15 protein-coding genes are annotated in these 13,811 nt (G+C 51.4%); 8 read left to right on the top strand and 7 right to left on the bottom strand.

Annotation, left to right across the window (positions count from 1 at the left end; genetic code table 11):
- Positions 1-60: 60 nt before the first annotated feature.
- The 7 genes from rpsB to L21SP2_RS06190 all read left to right on the top strand — a co-directional run bounded on the left by rpsB (position 61) and on the right by L21SP2_RS06190 (position 8,205).
- Positions 61-1,035, top strand: a complete 975-nt coding sequence (rpsB, locus tag L21SP2_RS06220; RefSeq protein WP_024267652.1) for a 30S ribosomal protein S2 — start codon at positions 61-63, stop codon at positions 1,033-1,035.
- A 104-nt stretch (positions 1,036-1,139) separates the two neighbouring features.
- Complete coding sequence (gene tsf, locus L21SP2_RS06215) at positions 1,140-1,985, top strand: translation elongation factor Ts (RefSeq protein WP_024267651.1); 846 nt, start codon at positions 1,140-1,142, stop codon at positions 1,983-1,985.
- A gap of 103 nt (positions 1,986-2,088) precedes the next feature.
- Positions 2,089-2,643: a ribosome recycling factor gene (gene frr / locus L21SP2_RS06210; RefSeq protein ID WP_024267650.1), complete on the top strand. Its 555-nt coding sequence runs from the start codon at positions 2,089-2,091 to the stop codon at positions 2,641-2,643.
- On the top strand, positions 2,640-3,338 hold the full coding sequence (gene uppS, locus L21SP2_RS06205) for a polyprenyl diphosphate synthase (protein ID WP_041401271.1): 699 nt from the start codon (positions 2,640-2,642) through the stop codon (positions 3,336-3,338). Before frr ends, uppS begins: the two co-directional genes overlap by 4 nt.
- Positions 3,335-4,234, top strand: a complete 900-nt coding sequence (locus L21SP2_RS06200; RefSeq protein WP_024267648.1) for a phosphatidate cytidylyltransferase — start codon at positions 3,335-3,337, stop codon at positions 4,232-4,234. Before uppS ends, L21SP2_RS06200 begins: the two co-directional genes overlap by 4 nt.
- Positions 4,235-4,339: 105 nt before the next feature.
- On the top strand, positions 4,340-5,713 hold the full coding sequence (rseP, locus tag L21SP2_RS06195; RefSeq protein ID WP_041401270.1) for an RIP metalloprotease RseP: 1,374 nt from the start codon (positions 4,340-4,342) through the stop codon (positions 5,711-5,713).
- Positions 5,714-5,790: 77 nt separating this feature from the next.
- Positions 5,791-8,205 (top strand): WD40 repeat domain-containing protein, encoded by a 2,415-nt coding sequence (locus tag L21SP2_RS06190; RefSeq protein WP_024267646.1) that lies wholly within the window; start codon positions 5,791-5,793, stop codon positions 8,203-8,205.
- Positions 8,206-8,274: 69 nt separating this feature from the next.
- Here the strand turns inward: L21SP2_RS06190 and L21SP2_RS06185 are convergent, their stop codons facing one another.
- From L21SP2_RS06185 to rpsF, 7 genes are all read right to left on the bottom strand, one after another.
- The gene (locus tag L21SP2_RS06185; RefSeq protein ID WP_024267645.1) at positions 8,275-8,562 is read right to left on the bottom strand and encodes a late competence development ComFB family protein; all 288 of its coding nucleotides are present in this window, start codon (positions 8,560-8,562) and stop codon (positions 8,275-8,277) included.
- A gap of 21 nt (positions 8,563-8,583) precedes the next feature.
- Complete coding sequence (gene dnaB, locus L21SP2_RS06180; RefSeq protein ID WP_024267644.1) at positions 8,584-9,927, bottom strand: replicative DNA helicase; 1,344 nt, start codon at positions 9,925-9,927, stop codon at positions 8,584-8,586.
- Between the two features lie 142 nt (positions 9,928-10,069).
- Positions 10,070-10,663, bottom strand: coding sequence for a 50S ribosomal protein L9 (rplI, locus tag L21SP2_RS06175; RefSeq protein ID WP_041401268.1), 594 nt, complete (start codon positions 10,661-10,663; stop codon positions 10,070-10,072).
- 124 nt (positions 10,664-10,787) lie between these two features.
- Complete coding sequence (locus L21SP2_RS06170; protein WP_024267642.1) at positions 10,788-11,813, bottom strand: YybS family protein; 1,026 nt, start codon at positions 11,811-11,813, stop codon at positions 10,788-10,790.
- Between the two features lie 9 nt (positions 11,814-11,822).
- Positions 11,823-12,107 carry a 30S ribosomal protein S18 gene (gene rpsR / locus L21SP2_RS06165; RefSeq protein ID WP_024267641.1) on the bottom strand — a complete coding sequence of 95 codons (285 nt, stop codon included), beginning with the start codon at positions 12,105-12,107 and terminating at the stop codon, positions 11,823-11,825.
- 40 nt (positions 12,108-12,147) lie between these two features.
- Positions 12,148-12,618 carry a single-stranded DNA-binding protein gene (ssb, locus tag L21SP2_RS06160; protein ID WP_024267640.1) on the bottom strand — a complete coding sequence of 157 codons (471 nt, stop codon included), beginning with the start codon at positions 12,616-12,618 and terminating at the stop codon, positions 12,148-12,150.
- Positions 12,619-12,637: 19 nt separating this feature from the next.
- A complete protein-coding gene (gene rpsF / locus L21SP2_RS06155; protein WP_024267639.1) occupies positions 12,638-12,919 on the bottom strand; it encodes a 30S ribosomal protein S6 in 282 nt (93 codons plus the stop codon).
- Positions 12,920-13,355: 436 nt separating this feature from the next.
- Here rpsF and L21SP2_RS06150 point away from each other — a divergent pair, with 436 nt between their 5' ends.
- A complete protein-coding gene (locus tag L21SP2_RS06150) occupies positions 13,356-13,811 on the top strand; it encodes a hypothetical protein (RefSeq protein WP_024267636.1) in 456 nt (151 codons plus the stop codon).

The following is a 13,811-nucleotide window of genomic DNA, read 5'->3' as shown; positions in this document are numbered from 1 at the left end:
TATGAGACAAAGAGATGAGGGCAGGACCCGGAACTCACGGGAAACCTGCGAGGAGGAAACGTGGCAGTAGTCACTATGAAGAATCTCCTGGAGTCAGGAGTACATTTCGGTCACCAGACCAAGCGCTGGGATCCGCGGATGAAGAAATTCATCTTTGCAGAACGCAACGGAATCCATATTATCGATCTGCAGAAAACCATTGTCTGCATCAAGGACGCATACGAAGCAGTCCGCAAGACCGTTCTTCAGAACAAGTCAGTTCTGTTTATCGGAACCAAAAAGCAGGCCCAGGGCGCCATCAAAGAACAGGCGGAACGCTGCGGCATGTATTATGTGAACAACCGCTGGCTCGGCGGAATGCTCACAAACTTTTCCACCATTAAAAAATCACTTCTCCGTCTGAAGAAGCTGGAAAAGATGGAAGTTGACGGAACCTACGAGAGCCTTACCAAGAAAGAAATTGCCAAACTCAACAAAGAAAAGACAAAGCTTGAGAAGAACCTTGGCGGTATCAAGGATATGAAAGATCTTCCCGGTATTGCTTTTGTGATCGACACCCGGAAGGAAGCCATCGCCGTTGCCGAAGCTCGGAGAATGGGCATACCCATTGTGGCTGTTGTGGATACCAACTCCAATCCTGAAGGTATTGATTACCCCATCCCGGGAAATGACGATGCGATCCGGGCCATCACCCTGTTCACTGAAATTATCGCAAATGCGGTGGTTGAAGCCGATAACGAAGCCGGCCTTCAGGTAATTGAAAGCCTGAGTGACGACGATGAGGTGGTAGAAGCAGACGCAAGCGCTGACCGGGATGAAGATTCCACAGAAATCACCGCCCCTGTGGCAGTTCAGGTTGACGAAGAAGCAGCCGAAGAAGTGGTGGAAGAGAAGGAAGAAGACGGCTTTGCAGCCGAGGATTATTCTGATTACACCCCCGGAAATGATGAGAAACCTGCACCCGAAAAACCCAGAGAAATGGAAGTGGCGGACGAAGCAGGGATTGACGAAGATAAGCTCTACGAAGAAGACTGATTTCGTTAGAGACTATGAGTGCGGGCCGGAGCCAAACAACAGCTCCGGCTCTTATGAACTGAAAATCATACATACTACGGCGTGTAACGTGTAAGGAGAAATCAATGGCAATTAGTGCTGCTGACGTGAAAAAACTGCGGGAGAAAACCGGCGCAGGGATGATGGACTGTAAGAAAGCCCTGAAGGAAGCCGATGGAGATTTTAACCGTGCGGAAGAAATTCTGAAGGAACTGGGCCTTGCCGCTGTGGCGAAGCGTTCAGGACGTTCAACCGATGAAGGTCGCATCTTCACCTACGTGGGTGATGATGTTGCCGGAATTATGGAAATCAGCTGCGAAACAGACTTTGTTGCGCGGAATGAAGAATTCGCAAGCACCGGCGCACAGCTTGTGGAGGATGCGGTTGTACAGAATCTTCCCTCCGACGATGAGGGTCTGGTCAACAGAGTGAATGAGTTGGCTGCTACCATCAAAGAAAATATGACCATCCGCCGATTCCAGCGCAAGGAACTCAGCGCGAATCAGAGCGCTGTGGCATACATCCACGGTGAAGCAGGAAGCCTCGGCGTACTTCTCACCCTTGAGCTTTCATCTCCCGAGCTGAAAGGCAATGAAGCTGTGGCAACACTGGGTAAAGACCTGGCCATGCATGCGGCGGCGTTCAGCCCCCTGTACCTGAACGAGGATGCGGTTGAATCTTCCTACCTTGCAGAGCAGGAAAAAATCTTCAAGGCACAGGCGGAAAACATGGACAAACCTTCCCATGTCATTGAAGGCATCATCAAAGGGAAACTGAAAAAGCACCTCAAGGAAATCTGTTTTACCGAGCAGGGTTTTGTGAAAGACGATAAACGCTCTGTTGCCCAGGTTCTGAAAGACACCGGCAAGGAAGTGGGCGGTGATATCAAACTTGTGGATTACATCGTTTTCCGGGCAGGCGAAGAACTGTAAATCGGGTTATACTGATAATACTTCCGGCTCCATTCGCATGCATGGGATGGAGCCGTTCTGCACCCGGGGGTTCCCGGAAATATCAATGCGGAGGATACAGCCAATGGACAGTGTGTTAAAGAGCCACGAAGACAGGATGAAGAAGTCCGTGAAGAATCTCGAAGAGGAATTCAATAATCTTCGCACAGGACGGGCAAGTGCTTCACTTTTCGACAAGATCCGGGTGGACTATTATGGAAGCCCCACCCCCCTTAATCAGGTTGCAAACATCAGCGTGCCCGAAGCCAGACTGGTGGTAATCCAGCCCTGGGACAAGAGCCTCATCGGCGAAATTGAAAAAGCCATCCAGAAATCAGAGCTTTCCCTGAATCCGGCAAGCGACGGCAAGGTGATCCGCATCAGCATTCCCCCCCTTACCGAAGACCGGAGGAAGGAACTGGTAAAACACGCCAAACAGATCGCCGAGCAGAGCAGAGTCGCAGTACGGAACATCCGCCGGGATGCAAATGATGATCTGAAAAAACAGGAAAAGGATAGTGAAATCAGTGAAGATGATCTGAAACGGGGTGAAGACGAGGTTCAGAAACTCACAGATTCCTACGTGAAGCAGATCGATGAACTTCTCGACGCCAAGGAAAAGGAGATCATGGAGGTTTGAGTCAATCAATCCCCACACATGTCGGCATCATTATGGACGGCAACGGCCGCTGGGCACGGGAAAAAGGGCTGCCCCGAACCTCCGGTCATAACGAGGGCCTGAAAGCCGCCAAGCAAATTGTCAAAGCCGTTCATGATGCCGGTATTTCCTATTTAACCCTCTATACTTTCTCCACGGAAAACTGGAAACGAACAGAAGAGGAAGTCTCTTTCCTTATGAAACTCATCAAGACAAGTCTTCGCAAGGAATATGAGTTTTACAAGGAAAATGATATCCGGGTGGTCCATTCAGGGGATCTGTCGGTACTTCCCCGTGACATTCAGGAAGAAATAGAACTGGTTGAAGAAGATACATCCCATTTCACATCACTGGTGGTCAATCTTGCCATCAATTATGGCGGCCGGGATGAAATTGTGCGGGCGGCCTCCAGAGCTCTGGCGGACAATCCGGCGCTTGCACAAAGGCTTGGTGAAGATCATATCCGGAACAATCTGGATCGCCCGGAAATACCCGACCTGGATCTGATTATCCGCAGCGGCGGGGAACAGAGACTGAGCAATTTCATGCTGTGGAGAAGCAGCTATGCAGAAATCTTTTTCAGTCAGACCCTCTGGCCGGACTTCAACAAAGAGGAATTTCATGAAATTCTTCAATGGTTCATGTCCCGAACGAGGCGCTATGGAGGGACCACATGAATACTGAAAACAATACCACGGAGCATCGCAAGCCTTCACGAAACCTCATACAACGGGTAATTCTGTTCGCAGTTGCGGTTCCTGTCATCATTCTAATCATTTTTCTGGAAGCTGATCGCTTTCATTGGCCTCTTAATCTGGTACTGCTGTTGATTTCAGTCCCCAGCGCCTTTGAGGCCGCCAGACTGTTCGGTTTCAATCCCCGAAAATCAAAACCCAGAACCATCGGAGTATTTCTCAGCGGACTTTCCCTCCCGCTGACTTCCCTGCTGTGGGTGTGGGGCGTGATCAGAACCGAGCTTCTTTTCCCCGTGTATACCGGCATGGTGATGAGCATTCTGTTTGTTCAGGTATTCCGTCAGCAGCATAAGGTGAAAAAAATATCCCCGGGCATAGGAAAGCATTTGGCCACCCTTGCATATCCCGGCCTGCTTATATCCCACCTGATCATGATCAGCGCCCTCCCCCATGCAACAATTCTGTATCTTACTTTTATCGCCGGTGTTTTTTCAAATGATACCATGGCATACGTGGGGGGCAGGCTGTTCGGCGCAAAGAGTTCTCATCCGGTGGCCATCAGTCCCAACAAGACCATGGCGGGATTCCTGATCGGTTTTCTGTTCAGTCCGGTGGCGGTGACACTGGTATATTTCCTGGCACCCCATGCATTCCCCGGAGGACTTCATGTGGCTGTCATCATGGGATTTCTTATCGGGTTCACCACCATCATCGGTGATCTGATCGAATCCGGCCTGAAACGCTCGGCAAAGATCAAGGATTCAGGAGAAGCAATTCCCGGAAGGGGTGGCCTTCTTGACAGCTTGGACAGTATTTTATTCACTGCACCTGTGTTTTTCTATGCATACCAGATCCTTACAGGAATCTGGGTGCTGTAGCCGCCGGAAGCAGGGTAAGCATGCAGAAATGCGGCAGTACCCTGCAGGGCTGCAGCAGTGACACAAACAGTAACAGCAAACCCAATACAGAGATAGAGGTCGTACATGCAAATACTTTTCGGAATTCTCGGGCTCGGATTAGTGGTGATTATCCATGAAGCGGGACATTTTCTGGCCGCCCGGGCCGTAGGCATACATGTGGAAGTATTCTCCGTGGGATGGGGAAAGAAACTCTGGGGATTCACCCGGGGAGGTACGGAGTACCGAATTTCTCTCATCCCTCTGGGGGGGTTCGTGAAAATGAAGGGTGAAACCGCCTATCAGAAGGCCGTGGAAGAGGGCCTTGACGAAATAGAACCCCAGGAGAATTCGTTCTTCAGTGCAGCTCCCTGGAAGCGGATTGTGGTGGCAATAGCCGGACCTGCAATGAACCTTCTGTTCGCACTGCTGGTTCTGGCCATTATTAATCTTGCAGGATTCAGCTACAGCAGCTTTGAGAACCGCATCGTACTGGCTGACGACTACCCTGAGTATCACACGGTTTCCGATCTTCCCACCCCCGCTGCCCGGGCCGGTCTGGAAACCGGAGACCGAATTCTCCGGGTGAACGGTGAAGCCGCAGAAAATTACAGCGAACTTCGTCAGCTCCTGGCCACCAATGCCCTGGAAGAAGTGAACCTCCAGGTGGACCGGAACGGGCAAACCTTCCAGCGATCCGCCGAGCTTGTTCTGGATAATCAAACCGGTGCGGGAATTCTGGGCATATCTCCGTTTATCGAGCCGATCATCAGCTCACCGGTTGAAGGTGAAAGCCGGGGGCTGGAGCCGGGAGACCGCATTACTGCAATCAACGCCACCGAGGTGGACAACAGTTTCGACGTACGCCGGGTTCTGGACTCCCTTCCCATAGGCACAGACCAGGTGTATGCCGATATTACCGTGCAAAGAGACGGCGAAGCAGTGACTCTGGAGCATCCTCTCCAGTATAACCAGGAGCAGGATGCCCTCTATCTGGGGTATTACTACTCCCAGGAAAGCTATCGCCACGCCGCCGACGGCCCCCTGGACGCTCTGGCCTCGGGCTGGAACGAGATCGGTAACACCCTGGCCATGACGTTCAAAGGTCTTGGTCTGATGTTCCGGGGCCTCGACCCCATGTCTGCTCTGTCCGGTCCCATCCGGATTGTGGATATGGTGGGTCAGGTCACCGCCCAGGGACTGAGTCAGGGAATCGCTGAGGGGCTGCGGTCCTTTTTTCATCTCCTGAGTCTGTTAAGCGTAGCCCTCTTTTTCGGTAATCTTCTGCCCATTCCGGTATTGGACGGCGGACAGATTGTGGTATTTACGGCGGAGATGATTAAACGGAAACCCATAAAGCCGAGGACCTTTTTCCGCTATCAAACTATCGGGGCGATAATCGTGTTCGGCCTCATTGCTTTTGTTTTATTCAGCGATTTATTATATATATTCGCAGGATGATTCGTTCATCCCGGGGGAAGCAAGCCGGAGCAACAGATGAAACACCGGCTTAAGGACCAATTGAAAGGGTACATACAATGAAAAAACTACTACTTACTGCACTTACTCTGCTTCTTGCAGCATCGGCCTTCGGGATTGAATCAGTTCCCGGCAGCTTCCCCCACATTAACCAGGGACATTCGGCTCCGGTGAGCGCCACTGCAGTACGGGACGACGCCCTGCTATCATTCAGCGGCAGCGCAAGCGGTGTACTCAAAGTATGGAATAACGAAACCCGCCGTCTGATTCAGCACATCCAGGTGGGTCAGGACCCGATTATCATGATTGCTCCCCACCCCGAAAACAACGAATTGGCGATTGTTGAGGAAGGAAGCCGGGGAGAGTACCGGCTGTCAGTCTGGAACTGGGAAGATAAACGGCTGAGCTTCGCCAGAACCCTGGAAGATCTCCCGGTTTTTCTCCGCTACAGCCCCAGGGGATCGTTCCTTACCCTTGCCCTCCCCCAATGGCGATCTCTTCGGTTTTATGACACCCAGCGGGCCCGGGAACTGAACTATCTCCCTGACGGTTTCGGCATTGTTCAGCATGCTGAAGTATCAGGCAGTGAAACCAGAATCATGACCTACTCGGGAAACAGCGGAAGCATCCGCTATCTGGATCTTCGCAGCGGTGAAAAAAATCATGAAACTCAAACCCAGAGAGATTTACGCCACTTCACCCTGCTGCCGAATCAGCGGCATGCCCTGGGATATAAAAACGGCAGCCTGTATCTTATTGATGTGGTAAACGGAAGGACGGTGGACAGTCTGGACAGCGGAGATGTTCTGGGAATCATCCCCGACAGCAGAAACGAGAACGCCTACTTTCTGCTCCAGGAGCTGGGAAGAAGAAAACGGTTGAATTCTCTCAATGTAGCATTTGGAAACTCCATCCGGCTGGAGCGCAGCCAGGAATCCGTCACCATCAGCGGGAGCGCCGATTACTTCAGCACCAGCAGAAGCATCTCGGTTTTTGCAGCGGAGAACGGTCAGCTGGGTGTAGTGACGAATGGCGGAATCAGCTACCTGGGAGTGACCGGACTCAGCGGAATTCAGCGGATCGTGTACCAGGGCAACTGGACCTATATTCAAAGCGCCGACGGAATCTCCAGAATTCCCAGCGGTCTTCTTCTGGAAGCCAGAGAAAGCGGGAATCACGGCAGGTTTGAGGATGTTGATGAGCTGATCACCCGATTGAATCTTCCCATTGTGAATCCTGCGGGTATGACTCCGTTGGATAACGTGAAGATTTTGATCTGGGGACGGGAAGACACCAGCAGCATCCTTGAATACAACAGCTTCACCCGTGAAGTACGGCGGATCGATGTGGATATGCGTTCACCCATACGGGAGATCCGGGTTGGCGAACGGTACATTATTCTTATGGACAACGAAGACGGCATTCAGCTGCTTGAGAAAAACAGCTATCAAAAACAGTTTCAATACCAGACATTGGGCCTGATGGATGTACTTGAGCTCTCAAACGGCCGCCTTCTGATCGCAAAAAATCAAGCGGGATTTTTCAACTCCAGTCTGATTGAGGTTAACCCCCAGACCGGTGAAACTTCTCTGGTCAACAGTGACGATACCGTGGTTTTTCAGTTTGTACGCCCATCCAACAGCAGAACCTTCTACAGTCTGGGAATTGCCAGCAGCCAGGGAAATTCCTATACACATATACGGGAGTTTTCCCAGGGGCGCCTTTCTTCAGGCAGAAGCATTATGCGGTTTACCGGTGAGGACAGCGATGCGTCCCTGTTCTACAACGATGATAACAACAGCCTGGTAACATCCGCCGGACCCGACGGGGTGAATATTTATCGTAACCGCCGCCTGAACAGCCTGGAAAGCAACAATAATCTTCCCCTGAAAGTCTTTGCCAAGGGAGACCTGGTATTCGCAGTGAATGCCGACGGAACTGCCAGCATATGGGACAGCCGAAGCCGGGATCTGGTATCCCAGGTGACGTCCCTGCCCAACGGAGACCTTGTTATTCTCCTGCCCGACAGCTCATTCATCCCCCTGGAAACCAATCCTGGCAATCCGATTTTTCCCTACAACCAGCTGCTGACTCCCGTGCGTCTATCCCCCCGGGGAGAGGCCCGATTGACCAGAATTGATGTGCTCAAAACTGAAACTGAAACATCAACAGAATCCTCTGACGGATCCAGGGCAGGCAAAGAATCCTCTCAGGAGGATGGAGAAAACCGGTCCAATTCTGTAAATGAGACAGCTGATAAAGAAGGGTCCGCTAGTGAAGACCCGGAATCTGAAGATAATGCTGAGAATAATTCTGAAAATACGAATGACGGTTCTTCAGGCGGCTCATCCGGTAGTTCTTCCGCTAGTTCTTCAGGTGATTCCTCCGATGATGAGGAAGAATCCGGTGATGATTCTGTTGATGGGTCAGTAGATGAGACTGTCGATGACAGCGGAGAAAACGAAGATACCTAGAATGGCAACAGGGAGCAGGATAAATGAGTTCCGGTAGATGTCAGGGCCTCAGAGCGCCGGCTATCAGTATCAGTCCGGCGGGTTCTCACTGATTTTTGCCACGGCCTGATTCACCGCACTGGCGATTTCATCTTTGTGTTCCTGGGATAACGCAGGAGCGTACACCCTGCCTAGGAGATTGGCCCGGTACATGGGTTTAACCAGGTTCAGAGCATACGCGGCCATATCCACAACCGAATCCTGATCTTTGGGAACGTCCTCACCGGCAAGTTCCAGCTGCCGTTCCAGTTCCTGAAAGACAAGTTCTTCAGCTTCATTATATAGATCTTCAAAATTATACTTGGCTTCTAAGCCCATCGCTCCCTCCCTCCTACCGCTTCACGACTGGCGGTCAAGTGATACATATTCAGCATAACTCGGCAGGAAGTTAATATCAACTGTACCCACCGGACCGTTACGGTTCTTGGCCAGTATGAGTTGAGTCTCGATTCCCTGCATATTTTCCGCTAGCTCCTTGTCGTGGGAGCGGTCCCGGTGAAGAAATATCACCACATCCGCATCCTGCTCGATGGCACCGGATTCCCGGATGCTGGCAAGATGCGGCGCCTTCCCTTCACTGTCACGGCTTACCTGACTCAGGGCAACAATGGGTATTTCCAGTTCACGAGCCAGCGCCTTGAGGCTGCGGCTGATTTCAGCAACCTGCAGATGCCTGTCCATGACATTGTTTTCCGGAGTGATGATGGAAAGATAGTCAATAAAAATGATCTTCACATCATGCTGGGATTTCATCCTCCTGGCCTGTGCCTTGAGATCCAGAAGACGCATGTTGGGCGTGTCTCCGATGTAGAGAGGTGCGTCGTAAATAACGCTGGCGACATCCATAATTGAATGAAAATCGCTGGCCTTGAGCAGGCCCTTCCGTAAATTTCCCCCGGGAATGCGGGACTCCATGGAAATGATACGCTGCATCAGCTGCATGTTCGCCATCTCAAGACTGAAAAACCCGGTGGGGATGCGGTGTCTCAGGCAGATATTTCGGGTCATGGAGAGTGCAAGAGCGGTTTTCCCGATGGATGGCCGGGCTCCCACAATAATAAACTCGGAATTCTGGAATCCGTCGGTCATATCGTCCAGAACGGTGAACCCGGTTGCGATCCCGGTGTAATTCCCCGCATTATTATAGTAACTTTCAATGGTCTCCACCGCCAGATTCACAATATCCCGGGCTTTTTTATAGCCTTCGGATACCTGTCCGTCGGTGATATCAAATATTTTCCGCTCGGCATCATCGATGACCTGACTGATCTCCTGACTTTCATCGTAGGCTTCCCCGCTTATTTCCGCTGAGATACGAAGAAGCGTCCGCCGGAGGCTGTTTTCCTTTACTATTCCGGCATAGTACCCCACATTTGCGCTTGTAGGGACCACATCGGTCAGCCCGGATATATATGATACCCCGCCGACCTGATCCAGCATTTTCTGGGCCTGCAGCTCATCGTTCAGGGTGATAAGATCGATGGGTTCGTTTCGGGCCGCAAGATCCTTGATTGCAGTGTAGATTTTCTGATGCGCATTCCGGTAAAAATCACTGGGGCGCAGCTGGAGAACTACCTGATCAAGGGTCTGTTCAGGATCCAGTAATATTGCACCCAGACAGGCTTGCTCAGCTTCGATACTGTGGGGAGGAACTCTTCCTCCATGCTTCTGAATGTCGCTCACGTACTGCTCCCGGTGTGTTATGTGATGCAGGAGGGAATCTCCGGCGGAGGTTATGTGTCATGTGACGGTATACATATAATAATGCCGTCGACAGATCCTGTCGACGGCATTCTATTCTTCACAAGAAAATGATTGTCAGAAATTACTCTTCGCTGTCTCCGGCAGAGTCTTCCGGTTCGGCTGCAGGTTCCCGGCTCTCGGCAGGGGCGCTTTGCTCTGCTTCCGCGGCAGGTGCAGCTGCGGGCTTTTCTGCTTTTGCCGCAGGTGCGGTTGTCGCATCGGCTTTTCCGCCTTCTTTCTGGATATCCACACCCAGCTCCGCTTCCTGATCACCGTACAGCTTGATTTTCAGCTTGTAATTACCCAGGGATTTCAATGTGTGTCCGGGAATTTCAACTTTCTTCCGCTCCACTTCCATTTCCTGCCTGGCAAGTTCGTCCACAATCATCTGGGAGGTAACGGCACCGAAGAGTTTTCCGTTGTCCCCTGCGGGCATGTTGAATGTAAGAGTTGTGCCATTAATCCGTTCTTTGAGAGAAAGTGCGTTCTTCCGCTTCTCTTCCTTTCGCTTCTCGATGGCTTTCATTCGACTTTCCAGTACGGCCAGATTGGCCTTGTTGTACATGGAAACCATTCCCTTGGGGAGAAGGAAGTTCCGGGCGTATCCCGGAGAGACGTTGATGATATCGCCTTCTTCACCAAGGTTTGCAATGTCAGTATTCAATATTACCTTCATTGTCCTGTCCTTATCAGTTTATTCTTTTGACTGCATCACCCGCGGAAGGGGTACGCTACCGCCTGATCCACTCTATGGTGCACAGCCACTTCGAATACCGACGATCCGATCAACGAAAGGATCGTCAGGATTCCGCCGAACCGCCGGAGGCGGTCCCACTCGAATAATGTATCCATATTGAGGAAATACCGAATAATGCCAGCATTCCCAGAAAAACCACGTTTAATCCCGGCAGAAGCACCCCCAGAATGAATAAACCGGGGAGCATTGCCCTCAACAGGGGGCGTGTCTGTGATAGACGCAGTATCACCCCCAAACCCTGGAGCACATACAATAGGCCGGAAATCAGAAAAAGATTCCAGCTGATATACGCCAGGGGCAGAACTACAAGGCGCTCGGCGATCATCAGTCCGCCGAGACTCATGATAAACAGCCACACAAACTGCTGAGGCATGGAAAACCGCCTGAGCATAAACAGCAGTTTCCAGGAACCCCCGGCCAGGAGCAATCCCAGCGAGGCCCCGATAAGCAGAACCAGCAGTGAGCTCAGGCCCAGCGACCGGTAGATCACCTGTTTTGAAAGCTCCAGCAGCTGTTCCCCGTTCATTCCGGGCATCAGCTGATTCAGAAGATCCCCCTGAGAGGACCCCCCGGATAACAGCTGCAGCAGCTGCTCCCACCCTCCCCCGTTGGAGAACTGAAAGAGCACAGCGGCCATTCCACCGGATGTGGCAACAGAAGCCGCCATTATCCTCAGCCAGAGGGGAAGAATTACATACCTTCGACCTGTATCTTCACTGCCTGTGGAGATCCTCCGGAAATTCAACAGGAGAAGCCCCGTCAGCATGCCCGCCGCACTTAAATAGACGCTCAGTTGGGGCTGCTCAAGCCCCCGGATCAGCAGAATAATACCTGCCAGAACAGCCGATGTAAGCAAGGCATAGCCGAAGCTTTTCATCCCCTGTCTGGCTGCAGCAAACTGGAGGGGAACAATAAACAGCATGTTGATCATTCCCAGTCCCAGCAGCAGACCGGAAATCACCCCGCTGATCAGGGCGGTTTTTAGATCGTTTTCCCCGGACGACCCACCGGGGCCGCCGGGTAGTTTCAGCAGCCCCCGGTCATTCCGGGGGTTTCCATCGGGAGTCACTTTTACAGATTATCCCATGGGAATAAGAGCCAGGTATCTGGCTTTCTTGATTTCGCGGACCAGACGGCGCTGATTTTTTGCGCTGGTTCCGGTGATGCGTCGGGGAAGAATTTTTCCCTTCTCGGTTACAAAACGTCTGAGAACCTCAGGATGCTTATAATCCACGGTGAGGTTCTGAGTTTTGATTTTATCAACCTTCTTTTTGAAGAAGGGCTTTCCGCCGCCGCGGCGGGGAGGACGACGGTTATCCCGGTCGTCCGAACTGTTTCTATCGTTATTTCTTGAATCGCTCATGTTTTTCCTCCAAATGAAAACTCAGGCTGATCATGCCTGTTTAGAACGGAATATCGTCATCGAATCCGTCATCCACCGGCGCCGGACCCTGATTATTAAATCCGCCCCCCTGGGTGGAGTTCTGGTTATATCCTCCGCCCTGATTGGAATATCCGCCCTGGTTCTGTCCTCCGCCCGGTCTGCTGCCCACAAGCTGGATATCGTTCACCAATATTTCCACCTTGCTGCGGTTTTGACCGGTCTGTTTATCCTGCCACCTGTTCTGCTGCAGAGTACCCAGCACCACCACCTGCTGTCCTTTGGAGAGATAGCGCTGCAATGCATCCGCCCGTCTCCCCAGGAGCACGGCATCGAAAAAGTGGCTTTCTTCGGTCCATTGATCACCGCTTTTCCTGCTCTGGGTATTTGCAATAGAAAATCGGGCTATTGCCGTTCCGTTGGTGCTGTATTTAAGTTCAGCATCCCGGGTCAGGCGCCCGACCAGTGTTACTGAATTGAGGTCTGAAGCCATAGGGCCCTCCGGTTTTTTCCTAGTCGTCCTGGCGGGTTACCAGTATTCTCAGAAGATCGTCGAAGTATTTCACCCGGTCTTCAATCTGATGTGCTGATGCGGGATCCATTTTGAATTCAAACACCAGGTAATGTGCCTGGAGTTCACCTTCAATCTGGTAGGCCAGGGTGCGTACCGCCATGTCGTGTTCTTTTATTGACTCGGCACCCAGTTCTTTCAGTACTTTCAGAACTTCCTCACGGGAAGCCTGATACTTTTCTTCTTCCGCCTTGAATACACAGGCGGCTTCATATGTGCGCATTGTTCCTCCTCACGGACCAATCATCGGCCGGACTGAATCCGGACGGTGACATCGACCATTCCATGGACCGGGGACCGGCTCTGAAGCCGGTCGGAATGGCAAAGAGGCAAAAAGTATTACCTTTCTGTCTTTGTTTTGGATGTCAGATTTTCGCATTGATATATTCCCCATACCGGGGAATAATAAGGTGATTCTTCAAAACTCCGGCTTTCCGTGCCGCCGGAATCTTTGACTATCATAATTGTCTGTTGAACAGGCACTTATGATCTACACCCATCCCGGAAATCTTTCAGAATCTGTATGTTGAATGATTCCGGGGAGGCTAAAATTACCACGCCGCAGCTTTCGCTGTCAAGCTGAGGCCCTTCTCCGCCGAAGTATACAATAGGAAGAATCCGGATCACTGCAGAACCGCTGCATAGAGAGGTATGGAGCCGTGAGCGCCCAAGTTCATTACGATGCCAATATATATTTTATTTCACTGATAATCAGAGATCTGCGCAGAGGGTGTACACTGAGCATCGATCCATCATACTTCCTGGATAAGATTATCGAAGATATTATGTTTTGCGACGAATCCCTGAAGACCCTGATGAACTCCCTGGGAAAGAACGATCACCTGGTGAATCAGGAAAAGCATCTGAGAGATCTGTATCTGGCCAAGCGTGATCTGGTTCTGCTTCTTCAGGATCTGAACGGCGAAGAGCTTCCCTTCTCCTCCGAAATTCGGCAATACGTGTCCCGTTTCACCCAGATTATCCGGGGTCAAAAAGAGGATATGATGGAGATTGATGATTCCCTGAACGCCACAATTCCCCAGGGAGATGAAAAAAACATCGTCAGCCAGCAGGAGTATCAGATACTCTTCGATGACTCCCAGGATGAGCAATAG

It is taken from the genome of Salinispira pacifica (assembly GCF_000507245.1).
Lineage (GTDB): Bacteria > Spirochaetota > Spirochaetia > DSM-27196 > Salinispiraceae > Salinispira > Salinispira pacifica.
This window is presented reverse-complemented; position numbering and strand designations above follow the sequence as displayed.

Bases quoted from the DNA above. Each gene is read 5' to 3' on its own strand.
- tsf (WP_024267651.1), top strand. From the start codon at position 1,140: ATGGCAATTAGTGCTGCTGACGTGAAAAAACTGCGGGAGAAAACCGGC.
- frr (WP_024267650.1), top strand. From the start codon at position 2,089: ATGGACAGTGTGTTAAAGAGCCACGAAGACAGGATGAAGAAGTCCGTG.
- L21SP2_RS06200 (WP_024267648.1), top strand. From the start codon at position 3,335: ATGAATACTGAAAACAATACCACGGAGCATCGCAAGCCTTCACGAAAC.
- rseP (WP_041401270.1), top strand. From the start codon at position 4,340: ATGCAAATACTTTTCGGAATTCTCGGGCTCGGATTAGTGGTGATTATC.
- L21SP2_RS06190 (WP_024267646.1), top strand. From the start codon at position 5,791: ATGAAAAAACTACTACTTACTGCACTTACTCTGCTTCTTGCAGCATCG.
- L21SP2_RS06185 (WP_024267645.1), bottom strand. From the start codon at position 8,562: ATGGGCTTAGAAGCCAAGTATAATTTTGAAGATCTATATAATGAAGCT.
- rplI (WP_041401268.1), bottom strand. From the start codon at position 10,663: ATGAAGGTAATATTGAATACTGACATTGCAAACCTTGGTGAAGAAGGC.
- rpsR (WP_024267641.1), bottom strand. From the start codon at position 12,107: ATGAGCGATTCAAGAAATAACGATAGAAACAGTTCGGACGACCGGGAT.
- ssb (WP_024267640.1), bottom strand. From the start codon at position 12,618: ATGGCTTCAGACCTCAATTCAGTAACACTGGTCGGGCGCCTGACCCGG.
- rpsF (WP_024267639.1), bottom strand. From the start codon at position 12,919: ATGCGCACATATGAAGCCGCCTGTGTATTCAAGGCGGAAGAAGAAAAG.